Origin of the sequence: Enterobacter cloacae complex sp. P47BA (genome assembly GCF_014930485.1) — a bacterium.
Lineage (GTDB): Bacteria > Pseudomonadota > Gammaproteobacteria > Enterobacterales > Enterobacteriaceae > Enterobacter > Enterobacter bugandensis.
Genome location: NZ_JADBRF010000002.1, coordinates 1 through 24,936 on the forward strand (window position 1 = coordinate 1; position 24,936 = coordinate 24,936).

Consider the following 24,936-nt stretch of genomic DNA (forward strand, 5'->3'; position numbering starts at 1 on the left):
GCTGTGGCTGATGCGCCACGGTATCCGGGTGGGGCACTCCCGGCCTTATCATCCGCAGACGCAGGGCAAGCTGGAGCGTTTTCACCGCAGCCTGAAGTCGGAAGTGCTGCAGGGAAAATGGTTCGCGGACAGCGGTGAGCTGCAGCGCGCTTTCGATCACTGGCGCACGGTGTACAACCTTGAACGCCCGCACGAGGCGCTGGATATGGCGGTACCGGCCTCGCGTTATCAGCCGTCTGCCCGGCAGTACAGCGGCAGCGTAACGCCACCTGAATACGATGAAGGGGTGAAGGTCAGGAAAGTGGATGTCAGCGGAAAGCTGAGCATAGAGGGTGTCAGTCTGAGCGCAGGCAAGGCGTTCAGGGGAGAACGGGTCGGGCTGAGGGAGACGCAGGATGACGGCTGCTACGAGGTGTGGTGGTACAGCACGAAAGTGGGGGTGATCGACCTGAAGAAAAAGTCGATCACCATGGGTAAAGGATGTTAAAAAGTGTTCACCATGTCCCCGAACACCTGTCTACCATGTCCCCGGACTGTACAAGGGGAGAGGGACAAGATGAAGGTTTTCTATTTCCTCGGGTAAAGCTCTTTACGCTTATAGGGCTCCGTCTCTCCCGGCTTCCGCGTTTTCAGCAGCTTCAGTATCCACGTGTACTGTTCGGTATGCGGCCCCACCAGCAGCTCCACCTCTTCGTTCATGCGGCGCGCGATGGTGCGATCGTCCGCGGTCAGCAGATCGTCCATCGGCGGACGGACTTCAATGCTCAGACGATGCGTTTTACCGTCGTAAACCGGAAAGAGCGGGATCACGCGGGCGCGACAGACCTTCATCAGGCGCCCAATCGCGGGGAGCGTGGCTTTGTAGGTCGCAAAGAAGTCGACAAACTCGCTGTGCTCGGGTCCGTGGTCCTGGTCCGGCAGATAGTAGCCCCAGTACCCCTGACGTACCGACTGAATAAACGGCTTGATGCCGTCGTTACGCGCATGCAAACGTCCGCCAAAACGACGACGTACCGTATTCCAGACAAAATCGTAGATTTTATTGCCCTGGTTATGGAACATCGCCGCCATTTTCTGCCCCTGGGAAGCCATCAGCATTGCCGGGATATCCACGCCCCAGCCGTGGGGCACGAGGAAAATGACCTTCTCATCATTGCGACGCATTTCGTCGATGATTTCCAGCCCTTTCCAGTCAACGCGGTCGATGATTTTTTCCGGTCCTTTCAGCGCCAGCTCCGCCATCATCGCCATGGCCTGCGGTGCGGTGGTATACATCGCGTCGATGATGGCCTCGCGCTCGGCATCGCTTTTTTCAGGAAAACAGTAATAGAGGTTGATCTGCGCACGACGACGCGCGCTTTTACCTAAACGTCCGGCCAGACGGCCAATTTTTCCCAGTACGGGATCGCGCAGCGCGGCAGGCAGCATAGCGATGCCCGCAAAGGTGTAAACCCCCAGCCAGGCGCCCCAGTTGCGCGGGTGTCGAAAGGATTTTTCAAACTCAGGAATGTATTCAATATTATTTTTTTTTGTTTCCATGCTGGTTCCAGGGTCTGGTGACGCAAAAAATTATTCAGATAGTGTAGCGAGGCAGTCGCCCACGCACAAAAGAAAAAGCCGGCGCATGCTGACACCGGCTTTTTTCACAAAACAGAGAGCTTAGTTTAAGCTCAGCTGCGGTATCACCTCTCTCGCCTGCGCCAGGTAATCGGAACGATCTTTACCTGTCAGGCCTTCGGTGCGCGGCAGTTTGGCCGTCAGCGGGTTCACGGCCTGCTGGTTGATCCACACTTCATAGTGCAGATGCGGGCCAGTAGAGCGTCCGGTGTTGCCGGAGAGCGCGATACGGTCACCGCGTTTCACTTTCTGCCCCGGTTTGACCAGCAGCTTGCGCAGGTGCATATAGCGGGTGGTATAGGTCCGACCGTGACGGATAGCCACGTAATAACCCGCAGCACCGCTGCGTTTTGCCATCACCACTTCGCCATCGCCAACGGACAGCACCGGCGTGCCCTGCGGCATCGCGAAGTCTACCCCGCGGTGAGGCGCAACGCGCCCGGTAACCGGGTTCAGACGACGCGGGTTAAAGTTAGAGGAGACGCGGAACTGTTTCGCCGTCGGGAAACGCAGGAAGCCTTTCGCAAGGCCCGTACCGCTGCGGTCATAGAACTTGCCATCTTCAGCGCGAATGGCGTAGTAATCTTTTCCCTCGGAGCGCAGACGCACCCCCAGCAGCTGGCTCTGCTCGCGCTTGCCGTCCAGCATTTCGCGGGACATCAGGACGGAAAACTCATCGCCTTTCTTCAGCTTACGGAAATCCATCTGCCACTGCATGGCTTTGATCACCGCGCTGATTTCACCGCTGGTCAGGCCCGCATCACGGGCGCTGGAAACAAAGCTTCCGCCCACGGTACCTTTCATCACGCTGTTAACCCAGTCGCCTTTCTGCATTTCACTGGTCATTTTGAAACCGTTTGCAGTGCGGTCGTAGGTGCGGGTTTCGCGGCGGGACATTTCCCAGGTCAAACGCTGAAGATCGCCATCCGCCGTTAATGTCCAGGAGAGCTGTTGCCCGATTTTCAGGTTACGCAGGTCTTTATCCGCAGCGGCCAGCTGGCTGATATTGCCCATGTCGATACCGTACTGGTTGAGCACGCTGCTCAGCGTGTCACCGGTAGAGACAACGTATTCGTGGATCCCCGCTTCGTTCTCGGTTTTATCGTCCAGTTCATCCTGAGGGATAGCTTCATCTTCCTGAGCGGCCTGGTCGATAGGCTCGCTGGCTTCAGGCAGCAAAGAGCGGATCTCGCTCTTTTCAAGCTCGATGGTTTTAATGATAGGGGCAGAACTCGGGTGGTAAACATAGGGCCGCCAGACGGCGACCGCTAAGGTGAGAACTGTAAGCGACCCCAGCATAACGCGGTGGGGTCGAGGCAGATTGTTAAATGCCAGGGCGACAGAGCGGGCTATCTGTTGCACGTATTCACTTCCTCGTTAATCTCCTTTCAGGCAGCTCGCATACTGGTTCGCCAGTTGGCTGAGGAACTGCGAATAGCTCGCTTTGCTCAACTGGATATTCGTACCTAGCGGGTCAAGGGTTCCCATGCGCACGGATGTTCCCCTGGCCACGGCTTCTACGACCGCTGGCCTGAACTGTGGCTCAGCAAAAACGCATGTCGCTTTCTGCTCAACCAACTGTGTTCTGATTTCATGTAAACGCTGCGCACCAGGTTGAATTTCAGGGTTAACGGTAAAGTGCCCAAGCGGGGTCAGGCCGTAGTGTTTTTCGTAGTAGCCGTAGGCGTCATGAAAAACGAAATACCCTTTTCCTTTCAACGGTGCGAGCTCATTACCTACCTGCTTATCGGTTGCGGCTAATTGTGCCTCAAAATCCTTCAGGTTGGCGTCTAGTTTGGCTCGACTTTGCGGCATAAGTTCCACTAATTTGTCATGGATTGCAACCGCTGAAAGCCGCGCTATCTCTGGGGATAGCCAGAGATGCATGTTGTACTCGCCGTGATGGTGATCTCCATCACCTTTTTCACCCTCTGCAGCGTGATGGTCATGTTCGTCACCGTCATCATCCGCCCCTTTCATGAGCAACGGTTTCACGCCGGAAAGCCCGGAAATCGCGACCTGTTTTTCATCAGCAATCTGTTTGGCGGATTTCTGCATGAATGCTTCCATCTCCGGACCAATCCAGACAACTAAGTCTGCGTTTTGTAAGCGTTTTACATCAGACGGACGCAGAGAATAGTCATGCTCTGAGGCACCGTCAGGGAGCAGAACCTGGGTTTCCGTTACCCCATCGGCAATGGCCGACGCGATGAATCCAAGCGGTTTAAGCGAAGCAACAACGGCAGCGTTAACATCTTGTGCGGTTGTTCCCCAAAGGGCAGCGGATAATGCTGCGAAAAGAAGCGTATTTTTATGTAACATAATGCGACTAATCATCGTAGTGAATGCGTGGAATGTGATATTATAACATTCGTTGACTTCTTCAAGCTTAAATTGACATGACGACTCTGGTTTCTCTCGACAATATTTCGGTCTCCTTTGGCCAGCGCCGCGTCCTCTCTGACGTATCGCTGGATCTCAAGCCCGGAAAAATTCTGACGCTGCTCGGCCCCAATGGCGCAGGTAAATCCACTCTGGTGCGCGTGGTGCTGGGTCTGGTTACACCGGATGAAGGTGTAATCACGCGCGAGGAAAAATTGCGGATCGGCTATGTGCCGCAAAAATTACATCTGGACGCCACCCTGCCGCTGACGGTAAATCGTTTTCTGCGTTTGCGTCCGGGCACGCGAAAAGCCGATATTCTCCCGGCGCTGAAGCGCGTGCAGGCGGGCCACCTTATCGATGCGCCGTTGCAGAAGCTGTCCGGCGGTGAGACGCAGCGCGTTTTGCTGGCCCGTGCGCTGCTGAGCAGCCCGCAGCTGCTGGTGCTGGATGAGCCAACCCAGGGCGTGGACGTCAATGGTCAGGTCGCGCTTTATGATTTGATCGACCAGCTGCGCCGCGAACTGAACTGCGCCGTGCTGATGGTCTCCCATGACCTGCATCTGGTGATGGCGAAAACCGACGAAGTGCTGTGTCTCAACCATCACATTTGCTGTTCCGGCACGCCTGAAGTGGTCTCAATGCACCCGGAATTTATCTCCATGTTCGGCCCTCGCGGCGCTGAACAGCTTGGCATTTATCGCCATCATCATAATCACCGCCATGATTTGCAGGGACGAATCGTTCTGCGTCGGGGAAATGGACACTCATGATTGAACTGTTACTGCCCGGCTGGCTGGCCGGGGTTATGCTTGCCTGCGCCGCAGGTCCACTCGGCTCGTTTGTGGTGTGGCGCAGAATGTCTTACTTCGGTGATACCCTGGCGCATGCGTCGCTGCTGGGCGTTGCCTTTGGTTTGCTGCTGGATGTGAATCCCTTTTACGCGGTGATTGTGGTCACGCTGCTGCTGGCGGCCGGTCTGGTCTGGCTGGAGAAGCGTCCTCACCTCGCGATTGATACGCTGCTTGGCATCATGGCGCACAGCGCGCTGTCGCTGGGTCTGGTCGTTGTTAGCCTGATGTCAAATATCCGCGTTGACCTGATGGCCTACCTGTTTGGCGATCTGCTGGCCGTGACGCCTGACGATCTCATCGCGATCGCCATTGGCGTGGTGGTGGTACTGGGTATTCTGCTGTGGCAGTGGCGGAATTTACTGGCAATGACCGTCAGCCCGGATTTAGCCTTCGTCGACGGCGTGAAGCTGCAGCGCGTGAAGCTGCTGCTGATGCTGGTTACGGCGTTAACGATTGGTGTGGCAATGAAGTTTGTCGGGGCACTGATCATCACGTCGCTGCTGATTATCCCTGCCGCCACGGCGCGCCGTTTTGCACGTACGCCAGAGCAGATGGCCGGTATCGCGGTGGTTATCGGGATGATCGCCGTCACGGGCGGGTTAACCTTTTCGGCGTTTTATGACACGCCAGCCGGACCGTCGGTGGTCTTGAGCGCGGCGGTGTTGTTTGTTTTCAGTATGATGAAAAAGACCGCGCAGTAGTGAGCATGTCCCCGGTGGCGCTTCGCTTACCGGGGCTACAATTTATCGCTACTTACGGCATCGCGGGCGGCGTAATACCGAAATGATTCCACGCCCGCACCGTCGCCATACGACCACGTGGGGTACGCTGTAAGAAGCCCTGCTGGATCAGATACGGTTCCAGCACATCTTCAATCGTCTCACGCTCTTCGCCAATTGCCGCCGCCAGGTTATCCAGCCCGACCGGCCCGCCAAAGAACTTGTCCAGCACCGCCAGCAGCAGTTTGCGGTCCATATAGTCAAAGCCTTCAGCATCGACGTTCAGCATATCCAGCGCCTGGGCGGCGATCTCGGCGGAAATGGAACCATCGTGCTTCACTTCAGCAAAGTCACGCACGCGGCGCAGCAGGCGGTTGGCAATACGCGGCGTACCGCGGGAACGCTTCGCCACTTCATATGCCCCCTCTTCGCTCATATCCAGCCCCATGTAGCGCGCGCTGCGCCCCACAATGTGCTGAAGATCGGGCACCTGATAAAACTCCAGACGCTGAACGATGCCAAAGCGGTCGCGCAGCGGAGAGGTCAACGACCCGGCGCGGGTCGTGGCGCCAATCAGGGTAAACGGCGGCAGATCGATTTTGATGGAGCGCGCGGCCGGGCCTTCGCCGATCATGATATCCAGCTGGTAATCTTCCATCGCCGGATAGAGCACTTCCTCCACCACCGGTGACAGGCGGTGGATCTCATCGATAAACAGCACATCATGCGGTTCAAGGTTGGTCAGCATCGCCGCCAGATCGCCCGCTTTCTCCAGCACCGGGCCGGAGGTGGTACGCAGGTTGACGCCCATTTCATTGGCGACGATATTCGCCAGGGTAGTTTTCCCTAACCCCGGCGGGCCAAAAATCAGCAGGTGATCGAGCGCATCGCCGCGCAGCTTTGCCGCCTGGATGAAAATCTCCATCTGGGAACGTACCTGCGGCTGGCCGATGTACTCATCAAGCAGCTTCGGGCGGATCGCACGATCCACCACGTCTTCTGCCTGAAGGGTGCCTGCCGATACCAGGCGGTCTGCTTCAATCATCCTTTACCTCACAATGCAGCGCGCAGCGCTTCACGAATCAGAGTTTCACTGCTGGCGTCCGGTTTGGCAATTTTGCTCACCATCCGGCTGGCCTCCTGAGGTTTATAGCCCAGCGCCACCAGCGCGGCAACCGCTTCCTGCTCGGCGTCATCATCAGAGGCAGGCGCACCCGGAGCAGTCAGAACCAAATCGGCAGCCGGAGTGAACAGATCGCCGTGCAGACCTTTAAAGCGGTCTTTCATCTCAACAATCAGACGCTCTGCGGTTTTCTTACCAATGCCCGGAAGCTTAATCAGCGCCGCGGGATCTTCACGCTCAACGGCATTCACAAACTGCGGAGCGGACATGCCGGACAAAATCGCCAGCGCCAGCTTAGGCCCCACACCGTTGGTTTTAATCAGCTCGCGAAACAGGGTGCGTTCCTGCTTGTTGTTAAAGCCGTACAGCAGCTGAGCGTCTTCACGCACCACAAACTGGGTAAAGACAATCGCCTCTTTGCCCGCGTCCGGCAGCTCGTAGAAACAGGTCATCGGCATATGGACTTCATAGCCCACGCCACCCACTTCCAGCAGCACTAACGGGGGTTGTTTTTCAATGATGATGCCTCTGAGTCTGCCTATCACGTGACGCTCCTGCGTTCTGGGAGAAATTAACTGCCGACATAATAAAAAAAGGCTGGATGTTTATCCAGCCTGATTTCTGATTATCGTAACCTGCCTCGCGCCAGATTGAGCCGCGACTCGCTCATTTGCATCGCGTTCTGGCTGACGTGGCAGTGGGTAATCGCAATCGCCAGCGCATCGGCGGCGTCGGCCTGCGGGTTCGCGGGAAGCTTCAGCAGGGTGCGCACCATGTGCTGCACCTGGCTCTTCTCCGCGCTACCGATGCCCACCACCGTCTGCTTAACCTGACGCGCGGCGTATTCGAACACCGGCAGATCCTGGTTCACCGCAGCCACGATGGCCACCCCACGCGCCTGACCGAGCTTAAGCGCCGAATCCGCGTTCTTCGCCATAAAGACCTGCTCAATGGCGAAATAGTCTGGCTGAAACTGGGTGATGATCTCCGATACGCCCGCATAAATAAGCTTCAGGCGCGACGGCAGATCGTCCACTTTGGTGCGAATGCATCCACTGCCGAGGTAGGTTAGCTGGCGTCCCACCTGACGGATAACGCCATACCCGGTGACGCGCGAGCCGGGGTCAATCCCGAGGATAATCGACATCACGCGTCTCCCGTAAACGGTTTACAGGCTCTCATCAGAGAGTCGCTGCAACCTCATCAGAGATTTCACCGTTGTGGTACACTTCCTGCACGTCGTCGCAGTCTTCGAGCATGTCGATCAGACGCAGCAGTTTCGGTGCGGTTTCTGCATCCATATCCGCTTTGGTGGACGGGATCATGGAGACTTCAGCGTTGTCCGCTTTCAGGCCCGCCGCTTCCAGCGCATCGCGCACGGCACCCATCTCTTCCCACGCGGTGTAGACGTCAATGGCACCATCATCGTAGGTCACCACGTCTTCCGCACCCGCTTCCAGCGCCGCTTCCATGATCGCATCTTCGTCGCCTTTCTCGAAAGAGATGACGCCTTTTTTGCTGAACAGGTAAGCTACGGAGCCGTCAGTGCCCAGGTTACCACCGGTTTTGGTGAACGCGTGGCGCACTTCCGCAACGGTACGGTTACGGTTGTCAGACAGGCATTCAACCATCACCGCAGTACCGCCAGGGCCGTAACCTTCATAAATGATGGTTTCCATGTTCGCGTCTTCATCCCCGCCCACGCCGCGTGCGATAGCACGGTTCAGGGTGTCACGCGTCATGTTGTTAGACAGCGCTTTATCTACCGCCGCGCGCAGGCGTGGGTTAGAAGCCGGGTCGCCGCCGCCCAGACGCGCTGCTGTCACCAGCTCGCGAATGATTTTGGTAAAGATCTTACCGCGCTTGGCATCCTGTGCCGCTTTACGGTGTTTAGTGTTGGCCCACTTACTATGACCTGCCATAAAAAGTTCTCCAAAAATCGCGCCTTCTCAGGCCGCGTTAATTACAAATTCTTCAATCGCCTGCCGGTTGCTCCACGACTTGGTCAGTGCGGCGGCATCCGCCGCGTTCACCCAGCGGTAGTTCAGGTGTTCGGTAAACACGATCTCCCGCTCATGGGGGAGCGCGAGACAGAACCACGACTCCGTGTTGCGCTCAATGCCCGGCGCATAGCGATGACGTAAATGGCTAAAAATTTCAAACTCCACCGTGCGCTGACAGTCCTTCAGGGTCAGTTGCTCATGAGCAACGTCAATGGTGACCTCTTCCTTTACTTCACGCGCGGCGGCCTGCGGCGCGGTCTCCCCCTCTTCCAGACTGCCGGTAACCGACTGCCAGAATTCAGGGTCATCGCGCCGCTGCAACATCAGCACCCGCTTCGTGTCTTCTGCATAAATGACCACCAGGACAGAAACGGGAAGCTTATATGCCATATCAGTTTTTCTCTTCCTTCTTCACCACTTCAATGCCCAGCTCGGCCAGCGCTGCCGGGTTGGCAAAGCTTGGCGCTTCGGTCATCAGACACGCTGCGGCAGTGGTTTTCGGGAAGGCGATAACGTCACGAATGTTATCGGTGCCGGTCAGCAGCATGGTCAGACGGTCGAGACCGAAGGCCAGACCCGCGTGCGGCGGCGTACCGTACTTCAGGGCGTCCAGCAGGAAGCCAAACTTCTCGCGCTGTTCCTGCTCGTTAATACCCAGAATGCCGAACACGGTCTGCTGCATTTCACCGCTGTGAATACGCACGGAGCCGCCGCCCACTTCATAGCCGTTGATAACCATGTCATAAGCGTTTGCCACTGCCTCTTCCGGCGCCGCTTTCAGCTCTGCCGCCGTCATCTCTTTTGGCGAGGTGAACGGGTGGTGCATCGCGGTCAGGCCGCCTTCACCGTCGTCTTCAAACATCGGGAAGTCGATAACCCATAGTGGCGCCCATTTGCTTTCGTCGGTCAGGTTCAGGTCTTTGCCGAGCTTCAGACGCAGCGCGCCCATCGCATCCGCAACGACTTTCTTGTTGTCTGCGCCGAAGAAGATCATGTCGCCATCCTGCGCGCCGGTGCGCTCAAGGATCGCTTCCACGATGTCCGCGTTCAGGAATTTCGCCACCGGGCTGGTGATCCCTTCCAGACCTTTCGCACGCTCGGTCACTTTAATATAGGCCAGACCTTTCGCGCCGTAGATCTTAATAAAGTTGCCGTAGTCATCAATCTGCTTACGGCTCAGCGCCGCGCCGCCCGGTACGCGCAGGGCAGCCACGCGGCCTTTCGGATCGTTAGCCGGTCCCGCGAATACCGCGAACTCAACGGATTTCACCAGGTCAGCCACGTCCACCAGCTCCATCGGGTTACGCAGGTCTGGTTTGTCGGAGCCGTAGCGACGTTCCGCTTCGGCGAAGGTCATGATCGGGAAATCGCCCAGCTCAACGCCCTTCACGTCGTTCCACAGGCTACGCACCAGGGCTTCCATCACTTCACGCACCTGTTCGGCGGTCATGAAGGAAGTTTCCACATCGATCTGGGTAAATTCTGGCTGACGGTCAGCGCGCAGGTCTTCGTCGCGGAAGCACTTAACGATTTGATAATAGCGGTCGAAGCCGGACATCATCAGCAGCTGTTTGAACAGCTGCGGTGACTGCGGCAGCGCGTAGAATTTGCCTTTGTGGACGCGGGATGGCACCAGGTAATCGCGCGCGCCTTCCGGCGTCGCTTTGGTCAGCATCGGGGTTTCAATATCGAGGAAACCGTGGTCATCCATAAAGCGACGCACCAGGCTGGTGATTTTCGCACGGGTTTTCAGGCGCTGAGCCATTTCCGGACGACGCAGATCCAGGTAGCGGTATTTCAGACGCGCTTCTTCAGTGTTGACGTGGTTGGAGTCCAGCGGCAGCGCTTCGGCACGGTTGATGATAACCAGATCGGACGCCAGCACTTCGATAGCGCCCGTCGCCATGTCTGCGTTAACGTTTTTTTCGTCACGCGCACGCACGGTGCCGGTGACCTGAATGCAGAACTCATTACGCAGCTCAGAGGCCAGCTTCAGCGCATCTGCGCGATCCGGGTCGAAGAACACCTGAACGATACCTTCACGGTCGCGCATATCGATGAAGATAAGGCTACCAAGATCACGACGACGGTTGACCCAACCACACAGGGTGACCTGCTGTCCGACGTGGGACTGACGCAGCTGCCCGCAATATTCTGTACGCATGAGATATCCCTTAATTAGCCGCAGGCTAAATGTCGCCTGGTATGCAGGCTACTATGTCGCAGCTTTCTGTATGTCACAACTGGATGAAAAAAGGCGGCTATTATACTGGAAATTCCGCCGGACGATAAGAGCGAACCACCGCCAGACGGTCGTTTGCTGCACTCTTATTGCGCATTCTCACAAAAATTAACAAAATTATCCGACCGATAACAGGTCATCACGTCGTAAGGTGTTACGGAAGTGATTAATTTACCTGGAGTGACGATGTTAACACTTGATGCCCGCAAAACCGCGCTTGTTGTGATTGATTTACAGGAAGGGATCCTGCCCTTCGCCGGTGGCCCACACGCAGCGGATGAAGTCGTCAGCCGCACCGCTCGCCTGGCCGAGAAGTGCCGCGCCAGCGGTGCCCCTGTGGTCATGGTACGCGTCGGCTGGTCCGCTGATTTCGCCGAGGCGTTAAAACAGCCCGTTGATGCCCAGGCGCCCGCACATGCCCTGCCGGAAAACTGGTGGACGTACCCGGTGTCGCTGGGCAAACGCGACAGCGATATCGAAGTAACTAAACGCCAGTGGGGCGCGTTCTACGGGACCGACCTTGAGCTGCAGCTTCGCCGCCGCGGTATCGACACCATTATTCTGTGCGGCATATCCACCAACATCGGCGTGGAATCGACAGCCCGTAACGCCTGGGAGCTGGGCTTTAATCTGGTGATTGCTGAAGATGCCTGCAGCGCGGCTTCCGCGGAGCAGCATCAGGGCAGCATGACCCATATCTTCCCGCGCATCGGACGCGTGCGCAGCACGGATGAGATTTTAAGCGCGCTATGATGTACGTGGGCCTGCCCCAGTGGTCGCACCCGAAATGGGTGCGCCTGGGCATTACCAGCCTTGAAGAGTATGCCCGACACTTTAACTGCGTCGAGGGTAACACCACGCTGTATGCGCTGCCCAAAGCCGAGATAGTCGAACGCTGGCGGGAGCAAACAACGGACGATTTCCGTTTCTGCTTTAAGTTTCCGGCGACCATTTCCCACCAGGCCGCGCTGCGCAACTGCGGGGACTTAACGGAAGAATTTTTCACGCGCATGTCGCCGCTGGCGAACCGAATTGGACAATACTGGCTCCAGCTTCCCGCCACGTTTGGCCCGCGCGATTTGCCCGCCCTGTGGCAGTTCCTGGATGCCCTGCCCCGCGAATTCACCTACGGCGTGGAAGTCCGACACCAGGACTTCTTTGCGAAAGGCGAAGCCGAAAAAGCGCTCAACCGGGGCCTGCTGGATCGTTCCGTTAACCGGGTGATCCTCGACAGTCGTCCGGTGCACAGCGCGGTACCGCATAACGAGGCCATCGTTGATGCTCAGCGTAAAAAACCGAAAGTGCCGGTCCACGCCATCGTGACCGCACAGAACCCGATGGTCAGGTTCATCGGCAGCGACAATATGCAGCAAAATCAGGCGATGTTCGCCGTCTGGCTGCAAAAACTCGCGAGCTGGGAGCACACCACCACGCCGTACCTCTTTTTGCACACGCCGGATATTGCTCAGGCGCCCGAACTGGTCGATGCTCTGTGGCAGGCCTTGCAGGCCGCGGTGCCGTCCGTGGGCAGCGTCCCTTCCATCCCACAACAATCTTCTCTTTTCTGATATCACCCCCTATCATAGTGAAGTGCCATCTGCCAAAAAACAGGGAGTTAGTATGGTCAGCGCGCTGTATGCGGTGTTAGGTGCGTTACTGCTGATTAAATTTTCATTTGATGTTGTGCGCCTCAGGATGCAGTACCGCGTCTCTTACGGCGACGGCGGTTTCTCCGAACTGCAAAGCGCTATTCGCATTCACGGTAATGCGGTGGAATACATTCCCGTTGCTCTCATCCTGCTGCTGTTTATGGAGATGAATGGCGCGGAAACCTGGATGGTGCATATTTGTGGCCTGATGCTTATTGCTGGCCGGTTAATGCATTATTACGGCTTTCACCACCGTTTATTCCGCTGGCGTCGTTCCGGCATGAGCGCGACCTGGTGTTCGCTTTTGCTGATGGTGCTGGCTAACCTGTGGTATATGCCGTGGGAGTTGGTTTTCTCCCTCCATTAGCGCACAATACGCCACTTTATTTTTCCCGGATTTTTACGTTATGTCAGATCGCGACACGCTTTTTTCCACGCCTATCGCCAGCCTGGGCGACTGGACCTTCGATGAAAGGGTAGCCGAAGTCTTCCCGGATATGATCCAGCGCTCTGTTCCCGGTTATTCCAATATTATCTCTATGATCGGTATGCTGGCTGAGCGCTTCGTTCAACCCGGTACGCAGGTCTATGACCTGGGCTGCTCGCTCGGCGCGGCAACGCTGTCGGTACGTCGTAACATTCATCACGATGGCTGCCGAATCGTTGCCGTCGATAACTCCCCGGCTATGGTGGAACGCTGCCGTCGCCATATTGACGCGTACAAAGCCCCCGTTCCGGTGGACGTGGTGGAAGGCGATATCCGCGAGATCGAGATTAACAACGCCTCGATGGTAGTGCTGAATTTTACCCTGCAGTTCCTGGTGCCTGAAGACCGCCAGCTGCTGCTGGACAAAATTTACCAGGGGCTGAATCCCGGCGGCGCGCTGGTGCTTTCTGAAAAATTCAGCTTTGAGGATGCCAAAGTAGGCGAGCTGCTGTTCAACATGCACCACGATTTCAAACGGGCGAACGGCTACAGCGAGCTGGAGATCAGCCAGAAGCGCAGCATGCTGGAAAACGTGATGCTGACGGACTCTGTGGAAACCCATAAAGCGCGCCTGCACAAAGCCGGCTTTGAGCACAGCGAACTGTGGTTCCAGTGCTTTAACTTTGGCTCTCTGGTGGCGCTAAAAGCCGGGGATGCCGCATGATTGAATTCAGCAACTTTTATCAACTGATTGCTAAAAACCATCTTTCCCACTGGCTGGAGACCCTGCCGGCGCAGATTGCCGCCTGGCAGCGCGATCAGCAGCACGGCCTGTTAAAGCAGTGGTCAAATGCCGTGGAGTATCTGCCGGAGCTGACGCCGCATCGTCTGGATTTACTGCACAGCGTGACGGCGGAAAGCGCAGAGCCGCTCCCTGCCGGGCAGATCAACCGCATCGAAACGCTGATGCGTAATTTAATGCCGTGGCGCAAAGGGCCGTTCTCGCTGTACGGCGTGAACATCAATACCGAGTGGCGCTCAGACTGGAAGTGGGATCGCGTACTGCCGCACCTTTCCGACCTGACCGGGCGCACCATTCTGGACGTAGGCTGCGGCAGCGGTTACCACATGTGGCGCATGATTGGCGCGGGAGCCCATTTGGCGGTCGGCATCGACCCGATGCAGCTCTTCCTGTGCCAGTTTGAGGCGGTGCGAAAACTGCTCGGCAACGACCAGCGCGCGCACCTGCTGCCGCTGGGCATAGAGCAGCTCCCTGCCCTGAAAGCGTTCGATACCGTCTTCTCGATGGGCGTGCTGTATCATCGTCGTTCCCCGCTTGAACACCTGTGGCAGCTCAAAGATCAGCTGGTCAGCGGCGGCGAGCTGGTGCTGGAAACGCTGGTGATTGAAGGCGATGAGCATGCGGTTCTGGTGCCGGGCGATCGCTACGCGCAGATGCGCAACGTTTACTTCATCCCGTCCGCGCTGGCGCTGAAAAACTGGCTGGAGAAATGCGGATTTGTGGATGTGCGCATTGCCGATGTTTGCGTAACGTCTATCGAAGAGCAGCGCCGCACCGACTGGATGATCACCGAATCGCTGGAGCAGTTCCTCGACCCGGCCGACCACAGCAAAACCGTTGAAGGCTATCCTGCACCGATGCGTGCGGTGTTGATTGCGACCAAGCCGTAGTTTTTCCCTCTCCCCCGTGGGGTGAGGGGATAAAAAAAGGCCCCTGTTGAAATTGCAGGGGCCTGGTACAAGCAAGCATCATATTGGGCGACATGATGCGCGGTAAAAATCGGTACGTTGCTACACGTGATGACGCTCAATCAGCGACTTCATTTCCGCAACCGACTCTCCCTCTACGCCGTAGCGAGAATATTCATCCGCTTCAGCATCCGTCGACATTGACAGCCCTGTATTGCGATAACGCATGGGTGAAGGTATCCATTTCCCCGCAGAGCTGTGAAGCTCTTCCACCCCGGCGTTTAAAAACCGTTCCAGATTGCTGGCACGGACTCCCGCACCCGCCATTATTATTGGAACACCGGAATGTGCTTTTAGTTCCGTAATTAATTGCAGACCTTTTTCCGCCGAAGACTGCTGTCCCGATGTCAGGACGCGCACCACGCCAAGTTCGGCAAGCGTATCAAATGCTTGCAGGGGATCTTTGCACATATCAAACGCACGATGAAACGTGACGGCCATTCCTTTCGCGGCGTCCATCACCTTACGCATCCGCGGCAGATCGACGTGACCATCCTCATCAAGCAGGCCGATCACCAGCCCCGGGAACCCAAGGTCGCGAACAAGGGCGATATCTTCAAGCATGGCACTGAACTCGCCCGCCGTGTAACAAAAATCGCCGCCGCGAGGCCGAATAATCGGGTGGACCGGGATGGTGACGGCCTGGCGGGCAGACTTCAACACGCCGTATGATGGCGTTAACCCCCCTTCTTTCGGGGCGGCGCATAGCTCAATACGGTCAGCTCCCATCTGTTGCGCCGTTACGGCACACGCCACGCTGTAACAACAAATCTCCAGCAGCGCCATCTGCTTCTCCTTAAAATCAGCTTAACGCGCCATCATGGCACGCCTCTCGTTTCGTGTCTCAGCGACGAATCACAACTCTCAGGCTTCGCTGGCAACAATCTGCTCAATGGTCCAGGGATGAAATTTCACGGTCACCTGCCCGTCCGTCACGGCCAGCGTCGGGTTAGGCAGACGCTCGCGCTCGCCTTTGGGTGAACTCGTCTTCACAACAATCCCCGGCTTGCTTAACCCGTCGTCTGACAGCAGGGCCAGGGCGCGCGCGTTCAACGTTTCCGGCTCACCCGGCAGGACGATTTCGATATGCTCCCAGCCTTCGTGCGGATAGCGTTTCTCGCCCGGCCACGGCAGTTCAACCACGGTGAACTGCCAGTGCGCCACGTTCAACGGCTCATGCAGTTTGAACAGACAAATGGGGCGTCCATTGATGATGTTCTCAGAAAGCAACTCGCCACACTGTTCAAACCCGCGACGCCAGCGCTCGGCGGTGGCATTCTGGTGGCAGCGCAAGGAAATGTGATCCGCCGCAAGCGGCACGATATCCAGACCAAGACGGGTGGCAAGTTCTGTGAACGCCTTTGTGAAGCGCGGTAAATCTGCGGAGATATCATGCAGTTCGTCAATGGATTGCCAGTTCGCCATAAGTCAGTCTCTTTTCGTGTCGCAAAGCCGCTAATTTACTCCGTTGCCCCGTTTTGACCAACCGCTGAATCCGGCTTTTTATGACTGCATGGTTATGCACGCTTTCTTAGCCTGGATTCTGAGCAATCTTCGGGCCCCGCAATGCTGACGCCAGAAGGCATTTGCAGTATACTCCCGCCCTAAATTCTTTAACTGGCGCGGGCGGTTGTAAGCCCGCATCAAAAACGTAAGGTATCCAGGTGAATATTCAGGCTCTTCTCTCCGAAAAAGTCAGTCAGGCACTGATTGCCGCAGGCGCACCTGCGGATTGCGAACCGCAGGTTCGTCAGTCAGCAAAAGTACAGTTTGGCGACTATCAGGCTAATGGCGTGATGGCAGTGGCTAAAAAACTGGGCATGCCGCCGCGACAGCTCGCTGAGCAGGTACTGACGCATCTGGATCTCTCCGGCATTGCCAGCAAAACCGAAATTGCTGGTCCGGGCTTTATCAATATTTTCCTTGAGCCTGCGTTCCTGGCGAGCCACGTTGACGCGGCGCTGAAATCTGACCGTCTGGGCGTTTCCCAGCCGGAAGCGCAGACCGTGGTGGTCGACTACTCTGCCCCGAACGTGGCGAAGGAGATGCACGTAGGCCACCTGCGCTCCACCATCATCGGTGACGCCGCGGTACGCACCCTTGAGTTCCTCGGTCACAAGGTGATCCGCGCGAACCACGTGGGCGACTGGGGCACCCAGTTCGGCATGCTGATTGCTTACCTGGAAAAACAGCAGCAGGAAAACGCGGGTGAAATGGCGCTGGCGGACCTGGAAGGGTTCTACCGCGAAGCCAAAAAGCACTATGACGAAGACGAAGCCTTTGCCGAGCGCGCCCGCAGCTACGTGGTGAAGCTGCAGGGCGGGGATCAATACTTCCTCGAGATGTGGCGCAAGCTGGTTGACATCACCATGTCCCAGAACCAGCTTACCTATAACCGTCTGAACGTGACCCTGACCCGCGACGACGTGATGGGTGAAAGCCTGTATAACCCGATGCTGCCAGGCATTGTGGCGGACCTGAAAGCCAAAAACCTGGCGGTGGAGAGCGAAGGCGCAACGGTAGTGTTCCTTGATGAGTACAAAAACAAGGAAGGCGAACCGATGGGCGTGATTATCCAGAAAAAGGATGGCGGCTATCTCTACACCACCACGGACATCGCGTGTGCGAAATACCGCTATGAAACCCTGCATGCGGACCGCGTGCTGTATTACATCGACTCCCGTCAGCACCAGCACCTGATGCAGGCGTGGACTATCGTGCGTAAAGCCGGTTACGTGCCGGACTGCGTGCCGCTGGAACACCACATGTTCGGCATGATGCTGGGTAAAGACGGCAAGCCGTTCAAAACCCGCGCGGGCGGTACCGTGAAGCTTTCCGATCTGCTGGACGAAGCGCTGGAGCGCGCCCGTCGCCTGGTGGCAGAGAAGAACCCGGACATGCCTGCTGACGAACTGGAAAAACTGGCCAACGCCGTCGGTATCGGCGCGGTGAAATACGCGGATCTTTCCAAGAACCGCACCACCGACTACATCTTCGACTGGGACAACATGCTGGCGTTTGAAGGCAACACGGCGCCGTACATGCAGTACGCCTATACCCGCGTGCTCTCCGTGTTCCGCAAGGCGAACATTGATGAAAGCGTGCTGGCGAATGCGACAGTGACCATCACGGAAGATCGTGAAGCACAGCTGGCGGCGCGTCTGCTGCAGTTCGAAGAGACGCTGACGGTTGTCGCGCGTGACGGCACGCCGCACGTGATGTGTGCTTACCTGTACGATCTGGCGGGTCTGTTCTCCGGCTTCTACGAGCACTGCCCTATTCTGTCTGCAGAAAATGAATCGGTGCGTAACAGCCGCCTGAAGCTGGCTCAGCTGACGGCGAAGACCCTGAAGCTGGGTCTGGATACCCTGGGTATCGAAACCGTAGAACGTATGTAAAAAAGAAACCCGGCAAACGCCGGGTTTTTTATTATCAGAAATATTTCCGCAAATACTCTGTCAGACAGAGAATCGCCATCGACTGGCCATACGGCATCGACGTCAGCGGGATCTGGCGATAAAACTCAAGATCGCTGCCCATTCCCGTCCCGAACGACGTTTGCAGCAACTCCCCTTCCGGCGAGATATTTTTCACGATGCCGCGAATCGCTTTTTCAGCAACGTCAGCATATTCAGGCTCAACATAGCGCTTCCGCACCGCTTTCAGGATCCCGTAGGCAAACCCTGCCGTGGCGGATGCCTCCAGGTACGAGTTCGGATCGTCCAACAGCGTATGCCACAACCCGCTTTCGTCCTGACATTTTGCCAGCGCGGCAACCTGCGCCTTCAGCACCTGCACCAGATAACGGCGCACGGCGTTGTTTTCCGGCAGATCCACCAGCTCAAGGAAGTCCGGGATCACGATGGTCAGCCAGCTGTTGCCGCGCGCCCAGCGGGCCCGGGCAAAGTTATGATTGCCGTCGTAGCTCCAGCCGTGGAACCACAGCCCCGTCTCCCGGTCCATCAGGTTCTGCACGTGGAGCAAGAACTGATAGATCGCCTCCTCTACGTACTCCGGCTTATTCAGCAGCCTGCCGATTTTCGCCAGCGGCAGCACCGTCATCATCAGCGTGTCGTCCCACATCTGCTGATGATTCTCTTCCGCCAACGTGATGTGCTGCATGCCCCCATGTTCGGTGCGTGGCATCTCATTCATCGCCCACTCCGCCCAGCTTTCCAGCCACGGCAGCCAGGCCGGGTTTTTGCTCTCTTCGTAGCGATAGGCCAGCGTCAGAAACGGCGACATCGTATTGACGTTTTTGGTGGTGGCGCCTTCCGCAAAGCGGTCGGCAAACCAGCTGTCGATAATGTTGCGCATCCCTTCGTCACCGGTCTGGCAGTAGTACTGCCAGATGCCATACAGGCCGACGCCGTGCGTCCACTCCCATCCGGCCCAGCCTTTGGTGTCGATCACGCGCCCGTCGTCCAGCCGCAGCAAAAATTCACCCGTTTTATCGTGGATATTGACCAGGTTGTGCGTCACTTTTTGAATCAGCGATTTCAGCTCGTCCCGGGCGATAAAGCGCTCTGGCTGACGCAATAGCGGACTATGTTTGACAGGCCAAACTTTCATCATCTTAACCTCTGTTGTATGTCGAATTGAGTACCGCGCGATCCTTCAGCGAAGATGCAGCTGGCTTATTGCGATTCAGATAACCGATGTTGTTATTGCCCCACAGTGACTCATAAGGCATACCGGCCAGCATCTCGACGGTGGCGCGGGCGTGTGGCGTCGCTGACTCCGGCATCGCATGACCGCACTCACGCATTTTCGCGGTCTCCTCGCGCAGCGTGCGGTGGGTCTGCAAATTAAGCCTGAAGCGCAGGGAAACGAGGAAACCGCAGAACAGCACCAGGATGGTGCCCACGCTCAGGATCAGCAGAATGGTGTGGCTCACTTCCGCAGGCTGTACCTTCTGACCGCTGACAAAGCCGGACATTTGCATCACGATGCCCACCAGCATCACCGCACCGGCCTGTGACGCCTTACGGGTCAGGGTCATGATGCCGGCGAAAATCCCTTCCCGGCGCTGGCCGGTGATCGCTTCATCCACGTCAGCAATGTAGGTATACGTATTCCATGGCACGTAGTTAATACCGCCGCGCCCCAGCCCAGCCACCGCAGAGATCAGCAACAGCAGAGCGTAGACGTCGCTCAGACCGGCGTAATAGAGCATGGCGTAAGAGAGAGACGCCAGGCCAAACAGCACCACCACCATGCGGTAGGACGGCGCAGGTCCGAAGCGAATACACAGCGGGATCATCCCGATCACGGCGAGGAACTGGAAGATAGCCATCGTGCCCAGCAGGTTGGACGCCATTGACGCTTCCTGCATCAGCACAAACACCACGTAATAGGTGAAGACTGCGTTAAATACGTCCTGCGCGATGTAGCCGCCGAGGTACATGCCAAGATGCTGGCGGAAAATCTTGATGCGCAGCGTAGAGCTTAATTCGACAAACAGACGATTGATGCTTTGCCCCAGCGTCAGTTTCTTCTTCTCTTCTTCGGCACGCAGCGCCGCTTCAGACCACTCCTCACGCGGGCGCTCCCAGGTAAAGAACCAGACAAAGGTCAGCATCAGGGCGCACAGCACGGAGAAAACCAGGCTTGCGTAAAAGAATGAGACGGCGTTGTCTTTACCGAAGTGGGTGAGCAGGATCCCCGGCAGGAAGGAGGCCAGAATCGCTGACATCTGCGCCATAGAAATACGCGCCCCGGAGAACTTGGTTTTCTGTTTGAAGTCGTCGGTCATTTCCGGCACCAGCGTCTCGTAAGGCACCAGAATCATGGTGTAGACAATATCAAACACCAGATAGGTCAGCAGGTAGTACCAGAAATTCATGTCCCCTACCCACATCAACGAGTAGCTGAACACGCACGGAATGCCTAGCAGGATAAAGAACTTACGGCGACCAAAGCGCTTTCCAGGCCAGGTCGTACCGAAGTTATCCGTCAAAAAGCCCATTAACGGGCTGACAACAGCATCCAGCACCCTCGCAGCGGCAAAGATGAAGGTTGCTTCAATCGGTGTGAGTCCACAGAAGGTGGTATAAAAATACAAAAGCCAGGCCGCCGTCAGGGCGGTCGTACCGGCCCCGAGAAAATCGCCTGCCCCGTAAGCAAGATAATTTGCGAGTCCAATTTTACGTGTTTTCATTGCCGTCAACCCTAAGCAAATTTGGGAGACTCCCTGCAAGTAAGGCTCATCGGGGAGTTTTTACACGGCTACAGTAAATGCAACGACGTCCTGATACCTTTCTGTTTCTGCCATCACGGGCAGGGTAAATGGCAAAAATGCAAAGAGTCGCGTCACGCGTGTCACTAATTTATAAAACAGCGTTTCTGTTGCATCAAAAGGTGAGGTCAATTTTGCGAGACAGCCATCAGAATTGACTGATGGCTGGTGACAAAGGCAGGCAGCTAGCGGTAGTTGACGATGACAGAATTGCTCTGCACCTTCAGCGCCGGGATCAAACGTCCTCCGCCTGGCACTTCCCAGATAAAACGTAAAGGTTCAATGGCCGGCACGCCGTTGAACGCCTGCGTTGTGCCATTTTCGCCGTCGATTTCCGTGCAGCGGGTCTGTGAGCAGAGGCGCACCCGCAGTCCGGCTGGCGTTGGGCCAATGAGCCTATAGTTCCACACCACCATCCCCATCTGACCAGAAACCGTTTCAGAGGGCGACAGCGGATTAGAAGACATGGCGACACCCCGGTTGCTGAGGGTCACGCCCATGCTGCTTGCCTGCCAGGTCCCTTCCCCGGCAGCCTGAGCCGCCAGCGGGAAGAGCAAAATCCATAGCCATTTCATTATTTTCCTCCAATCGTTGCCGTCATACGGATATGGCGGTTATCCGACAGCTCCAGATTCGACAGCACAACAAGCTGATTCAGGCTGCGGCGCAGGAAGCGCGACAGCAGCGGACGCAGCGCGTGGTTGACCAGCAGCACCGGCGGCGCGCCCAGCATCTCCTGACGCGCCAGCGCCTCCTGAGTTTGCTCCAGCAGGCGATCCGCCAGGCCAGGCTCGAGGCCGCCGCCGCCCTGCAGGGCCTGCAGCAGCAGGCGTTCAAGCGGCGTATCGAGTCCAATCACCTGGACTTCGCCGGTCCCCGGGAACCACTGCTGGGTGATCGCACGCCCCAGCGCCACGCGCACCACCGCCGTCAGCTCGTGCGGATCGCTCTGCAGCGGCGCATGCTCGGCAAGGGTTTCCAGGATGGTACGCATATCGCGGATCGGCACTTTTTCCTCAAGCAGGTTTTGCAGCACCTTGTGCAGCGTAGTTAACGTCAGCACGCCCGGCACCAGGTCTTCCGTCAGCTTCGGCATCTCCTGCGTCACGCGATCGAGAAGCTGCTGCGCTTCCTGACGGCCAAACAGCTCGGCCGAGAATTGCCCAATCAGGTGATTAAGGTGGGTTGCCACCACGGTACTGGCTTCGACAACCGTATAACCCTGAATTTGCGCCTGCTCTTTCAGCGCGCTTTCAATCCAGATTGCCGCCAGGCCAAAGGCCGGATCGACGGTCTGCTCGCCCGGCAGCGTGCCAGCTGCAGTGCCAGGGTTAATCGCCAGCCAGCGTCCCGGGTAAGCATCGCCGCTGCCAATTTCAACCCCCTTCATCAGAATACGATAGCGCGCAGGCGGCAGGTCCATATTGTCCTTGATATGCACCACCGGCGGCAGGAAGCCCATGTCCTGGGCGAATTTTTTACGGATGCTGCGGATGCGGCCGAGCAGCTCGCCATCCTGCTGGAAATCCACCATCGGGATCAGGCGATACCCCACTTCCATTCCCAGGGAATCTTCCAGTTGAACGTCGTTCCAGGTCGCTTCTACGGCCTGGGTTTTCTCCGGCATTTTCACCGGAACCGGATCCGCAGCCGGCCTGGTCTCACGACCACGCATCCACCAGGCCAGCCCCAGCAGCCCCGCCGTAAACAGCAGGAACACGAGGTTTGGCATCCCCGGCACCAGGCCGAGCAGCCCGAGCACCGCAGCCGCCAGCAGCATCACGCGCGGGTTACTGAAGAGCTGGCCCACCATCTGCTCGCCAACGTCCTGATCGGTACTGACGCGGGTCACGATAACGCCCGCCGCCGTGGAGATAACCAGCGCCGGGATCTGTGCGACCAGACCATCACCAATGGTCAGCAGCGTATAGCTTTCCGCCGCATGGCCCATGTCCATCCCGTGCTGCAGTACCCCCACCAGCAGGCCGCCGACCACGTTAATCACCATGATCAGGATGCCCGCGATGGCATCACCGCGCACAAACTTACTCGCGCCGTCCATGGAGCCGTAGAAGTCCGCCTCCTGGGTCACTTCCGCACGGCGTTTTTTGGCTTCATCTTCAGCGATAAGCCCGGCGTTCAGATCGGCGTCGATCGCCATCTGCTTGCCCGGCATCCCGTCCAGCACAAAGCGCGCGCCCACTTCCGCGATACGCCCGGCACCCTTGGTGATAACCATAAAGTTGATGATCACGAGGATAACGAACACCACGATACCGATAGCGAAGTTCCCGCCCACCAGGAAATGGCCGAAGGCCTCGACCACCTTACCCGCCGCTGCTGCGCCGGTGTGGCCCTCCATCAGGATGATACGCGTGGAGGCCACGTTCAGCGCCAGCCGCAGCAAGGTGGTAAACAGCAGAATGGTCGGGAACGCGGCGAACTCCAGCGTGCGCTGGGTGAACATCGCCACCAGCAGCACCATAATGGACAGCGCAATATTGAAGGTGAAAAGCAGATCGAGGATGAACGCCGGGAGCGGCAGTACCATCATCGACAGAATTAACAGGATGAGGATCGGCCCGGCGAGGATCTGCCATTGGGTCGATTTCAGGTTGCCGGGCAGGCGCAACATTGCCACCAGATTAGCCATCAGTGTCCTTCTCGTTCATAAAATCCAGCGCGGCAGGCACCGGAAGGTTCTCAGGTTTGACAGGCCGTTGACCGCCGGCCAGACGCCAGCGCTTCAACTGCCATACCCAGGCCAGCACTTCCGCCACCGCGGCGTAGAGCTGTCCAGGGATCTGTTGTCCGATATCCGCGTGGCGGTAAAGGGCTCGCGCCAGCGGAGGCGCTTCCAGGATCGGCACGCGATTTTCGGTACCAATTTCCCTGATGCGCAATGCAATCAGCCCCGCCCCTTTTGCCACCACTTTCGGCGCGCTCATTTTGTTTTCGTCATAGCGCAGCGCCACGGAATAGTGCGTCGGGTTGGTAACGATGACGTCCGCTTTCGGCACATCTTCCATCATGCGGCGACGGGCAGCGGCACGCTGCATCTGCCGGATGCGCCCCTTCACGTGCGGGTCACCTTCCATCTGCTTATATTCGTCGCGGATGTCCTGACGTGACATTCGCAGTTTCTTGAAGTGGGAATAGAGCTGGAAGATAACGTCAAAACCCACCATCGGAATAATGCTGAGCACCACCAGCAGCGCGCAAAGCCCAACCAGGTTCAGCGCATTGCTCATCGCGGTAAGGGGCGACTCGCTGATAAGGCGCATCATTTCGGGCCAGTGGTACCAGAGGAAAAACCCTGCAGAACTGCCCATCAGCACCGATTTGAGAATAGCCTTGAGCAGCTCGGCCCCGGTCTGCGCCGAGAACATTTTCGCAATGCCCGGCAGCGGGTTCAGTTTTGAAAATTTGGGTTGCAGCGATTTTCCGCTAAAGACCAGCCCGCCCAGCATCACCGGGGAGACCAGCGCCACCAGCACCACGCCGGTAATCAGGGGCAGTAGCGCAACCATGGCCCCTTTTATCAGCTGAATAATCTGGCTGAGGATCAGATTCGGGTCGTTGACCATGCTGTGGTCAAAACGTAAGCCGGTGGAGAGCATCCCCGCCAGCTTGCGGGCGAGCGACTCCCCGCCCCACCAGATAATGCACACGCCTACGATCAGGATCAGCAGGGAGGTCAATTCTCGGGATCGGGGGATCTGCCCTTCCTCACGCGCCTTTTCTAGTCGGTGGGGTGTGGGGGCTTCCGTTTTGTCGTCGTTCTCTTCTGCCACAGTGCATGCTCAGCCCATTACGTCACGGGTATCATGCCAGCGCAGCGGAAATCCAATGGCGGGAAAAGCCCGTTTATTCGGGCTCTTTTCGGTGATTTTGTCGTAAACCGCCTCAGGC

At 57.2% G+C, this 24,936-nt stretch carries 25 protein-coding genes; 9 read left to right on the forward strand and 16 right to left on the reverse strand.

The features are described from left to right. Window positions 1-487, forward strand: a 487-nt coding sequence (locus IM299_RS03455) for an integrase core domain-containing protein (protein ID WP_193357063.1), incomplete at its 5' end; no start/stop codon positions are given. An 80-nt stretch (window positions 488-567) separates the two neighbouring features. On the opposite strand, the gene lpxM is transcribed toward IM299_RS03455, so the two are convergent. The 3 genes from lpxM to znuA form a co-directional block, all read right to left on the reverse strand. Beyond that, window positions 568-1,539, reverse strand: coding sequence for a lauroyl-Kdo(2)-lipid IV(A) myristoyltransferase (gene lpxM, locus IM299_RS03460; RefSeq protein WP_028013618.1), 972 nt, complete (start codon window positions 1,537-1,539; stop codon window positions 568-570). A 120-nt stretch (window positions 1,540-1,659) separates the two neighbouring features. After that, the gene (gene mepM / locus IM299_RS03465; protein ID WP_028013619.1) at window positions 1,660-2,979 is read right to left on the reverse strand and encodes a murein DD-endopeptidase MepM; all 1,320 of its coding nucleotides are present in this window, start codon (window positions 2,977-2,979) and stop codon (window positions 1,660-1,662) included. 15 nt (window positions 2,980-2,994) lie between these two features. After that, window positions 2,995-3,939: a zinc ABC transporter substrate-binding protein ZnuA gene (gene znuA, locus IM299_RS03470; RefSeq protein WP_047363007.1), complete on the reverse strand. Its 945-nt coding sequence runs from the start codon at window positions 3,937-3,939 to the stop codon at window positions 2,995-2,997. A gap of 77 nt (window positions 3,940-4,016) precedes the next feature. Here znuA and znuC point away from each other — a divergent pair, with 77 nt between their 5' ends. Together znuC and znuB are read left to right on the forward strand one after the other, a co-directional pair. Further along, window positions 4,017-4,772: a zinc ABC transporter ATP-binding protein ZnuC gene (gene znuC / locus IM299_RS03475; protein ID WP_028013621.1), complete on the forward strand. Its 756-nt coding sequence runs from the start codon at window positions 4,017-4,019 to the stop codon at window positions 4,770-4,772. After that, complete coding sequence (gene znuB / locus IM299_RS03480) at window positions 4,769-5,554, forward strand: zinc ABC transporter permease subunit ZnuB (RefSeq protein WP_041909449.1); 786 nt, start codon at window positions 4,769-4,771, stop codon at window positions 5,552-5,554. The genes znuC and znuB overlap by 4 nt, the downstream gene beginning before the upstream one ends. Before the next feature lie 52 nt (window positions 5,555-5,606). Here the strand turns inward: znuB and ruvB are convergent, their stop codons facing one another. The 6 genes from ruvB to aspS all read right to left on the reverse strand — a co-directional run bounded on the left by ruvB (window position 5,607) and on the right by aspS (window position 10,862). Then, window positions 5,607-6,617 carry a Holliday junction branch migration DNA helicase RuvB gene (gene ruvB, locus IM299_RS03485; RefSeq protein WP_028013623.1) on the reverse strand — a complete coding sequence of 337 codons (1,011 nt, stop codon included), beginning with the start codon at window positions 6,615-6,617 and terminating at the stop codon, window positions 5,607-5,609. A gap of 8 nt (window positions 6,618-6,625) precedes the next feature. Continuing rightward, complete coding sequence (gene ruvA / locus IM299_RS03490; RefSeq protein WP_061097873.1) at window positions 6,626-7,240, reverse strand: Holliday junction branch migration protein RuvA; 615 nt, start codon at window positions 7,238-7,240, stop codon at window positions 6,626-6,628. 80 nt (window positions 7,241-7,320) lie between these two features. Continuing rightward, on the reverse strand, window positions 7,321-7,842 hold the full coding sequence (gene ruvC / locus IM299_RS03495) for a crossover junction endodeoxyribonuclease RuvC (RefSeq protein ID WP_003859749.1): 522 nt from the start codon (window positions 7,840-7,842) through the stop codon (window positions 7,321-7,323). Window positions 7,843-7,876: 34 nt separating this feature from the next. Next, complete coding sequence (locus IM299_RS03500; RefSeq protein ID WP_003859747.1) at window positions 7,877-8,617, reverse strand: YebC/PmpR family DNA-binding transcriptional regulator; 741 nt, start codon at window positions 8,615-8,617, stop codon at window positions 7,877-7,879. Between the two features lie 27 nt (window positions 8,618-8,644). After that, a complete protein-coding gene (gene nudB / locus IM299_RS03505) occupies window positions 8,645-9,088 on the reverse strand; it encodes a dihydroneopterin triphosphate diphosphatase (RefSeq protein WP_041909447.1) in 444 nt (147 codons plus the stop codon). 1 nt (window position 9,089) lies between these two features. Continuing rightward, window positions 9,090-10,862: an aspartate--tRNA ligase gene (gene aspS / locus IM299_RS03510; protein ID WP_028013627.1), complete on the reverse strand. Its 1,773-nt coding sequence runs from the start codon at window positions 10,860-10,862 to the stop codon at window positions 9,090-9,092. A gap of 264 nt (window positions 10,863-11,126) precedes the next feature. Here aspS and IM299_RS03515 point away from each other — a divergent pair, with 264 nt between their 5' ends. From IM299_RS03515 to cmoB, 5 genes are read left to right on the forward strand one after another with little or no spacing between them, the layout of a single operon-like run. After that, the gene (locus IM299_RS03515) at window positions 11,127-11,693 is read left to right on the forward strand and encodes a hydrolase (protein ID WP_041909443.1); all 567 of its coding nucleotides are present in this window, start codon (window positions 11,127-11,129) and stop codon (window positions 11,691-11,693) included. Continuing rightward, the gene (locus IM299_RS03520) at window positions 11,690-12,508 is read left to right on the forward strand and encodes a DUF72 domain-containing protein (protein WP_048956525.1); all 819 of its coding nucleotides are present in this window, start codon (window positions 11,690-11,692) and stop codon (window positions 12,506-12,508) included. Before IM299_RS03515 ends, IM299_RS03520 begins: the two co-directional genes overlap by 4 nt. A 52-nt stretch (window positions 12,509-12,560) precedes the next feature. Next, on the forward strand, window positions 12,561-12,956 hold the full coding sequence (locus IM299_RS03525) for an MAPEG family protein (protein ID WP_028013630.1): 396 nt from the start codon (window positions 12,561-12,563) through the stop codon (window positions 12,954-12,956). 40 nt (window positions 12,957-12,996) lie between these two features. Continuing rightward, window positions 12,997-13,740, forward strand: coding sequence for a carboxy-S-adenosyl-L-methionine synthase CmoA (gene cmoA / locus IM299_RS03530; RefSeq protein ID WP_193357064.1), 744 nt, complete (start codon window positions 12,997-12,999; stop codon window positions 13,738-13,740). Next, entirely contained in the window at window positions 13,737-14,708 is a 972-nt protein-coding gene (cmoB, locus tag IM299_RS03535) for a tRNA 5-methoxyuridine(34)/uridine 5-oxyacetic acid(34) synthase CmoB (RefSeq protein ID WP_028013632.1), read from the forward strand. The genes cmoA and cmoB overlap by 4 nt, the downstream gene beginning before the upstream one ends. Window positions 14,709-14,828: 120 nt before the next feature. Here cmoB and cutC read toward each other — a convergent pair whose 3' ends face one another. Further along, on the reverse strand, window positions 14,829-15,572 hold the full coding sequence (gene cutC / locus IM299_RS03540) for a copper homeostasis protein CutC (RefSeq protein WP_048956523.1): 744 nt from the start codon (window positions 15,570-15,572) through the stop codon (window positions 14,829-14,831). A gap of 78 nt (window positions 15,573-15,650) precedes the next feature. Continuing rightward, complete coding sequence (locus IM299_RS03545) at window positions 15,651-16,211, reverse strand: VOC family protein (protein ID WP_047362797.1); 561 nt, start codon at window positions 16,209-16,211, stop codon at window positions 15,651-15,653. A gap of 239 nt (window positions 16,212-16,450) precedes the next feature. Here IM299_RS03545 and argS point away from each other — a divergent pair, with 239 nt between their 5' ends. Beyond that, entirely contained in the window at window positions 16,451-18,184 is a 1,734-nt protein-coding gene (gene argS / locus IM299_RS03550; protein WP_028013635.1) for an arginine--tRNA ligase, read from the forward strand. Window positions 18,185-18,218: 34 nt separating this feature from the next. Here the strand turns inward: argS and IM299_RS03555 are convergent, their stop codons facing one another. The 5 genes from IM299_RS03555 to flhB all read right to left on the reverse strand — a co-directional run bounded on the left by IM299_RS03555 (window position 18,219) and on the right by flhB (window position 24,818). Next, window positions 18,219-19,358 carry a glycoside hydrolase family 105 protein gene (locus IM299_RS03555; RefSeq protein ID WP_193357109.1) on the reverse strand — a complete coding sequence of 380 codons (1,140 nt, stop codon included), beginning with the start codon at window positions 19,356-19,358 and terminating at the stop codon, window positions 18,219-18,221. Window positions 19,359-19,362: 4 nt separating this feature from the next. Further along, window positions 19,363-20,946, reverse strand: coding sequence for an MFS transporter (locus IM299_RS03560; protein ID WP_048956518.1), 1,584 nt, complete (start codon window positions 20,944-20,946; stop codon window positions 19,363-19,365). Window positions 20,947-21,209: 263 nt separating this feature from the next. Further along, a complete protein-coding gene (locus IM299_RS03565) occupies window positions 21,210-21,602 on the reverse strand; it encodes a flagellar protein FlhE (RefSeq protein WP_028013640.1) in 393 nt (130 codons plus the stop codon). After that, entirely contained in the window at window positions 21,599-23,677 is a 2,079-nt protein-coding gene (gene flhA, locus IM299_RS03570; RefSeq protein WP_193357065.1) for a flagellar biosynthesis protein FlhA, read from the reverse strand. Before flhA ends, IM299_RS03565 begins: the two co-directional genes overlap by 4 nt. Next, on the reverse strand, window positions 23,670-24,818 hold the full coding sequence (gene flhB, locus IM299_RS03575) for a flagellar biosynthesis protein FlhB (RefSeq protein ID WP_041909432.1): 1,149 nt from the start codon (window positions 24,816-24,818) through the stop codon (window positions 23,670-23,672). The genes flhA and flhB overlap by 8 nt, the downstream gene beginning before the upstream one ends. Window positions 24,819-24,936: the final 118 nt, after the last annotated feature.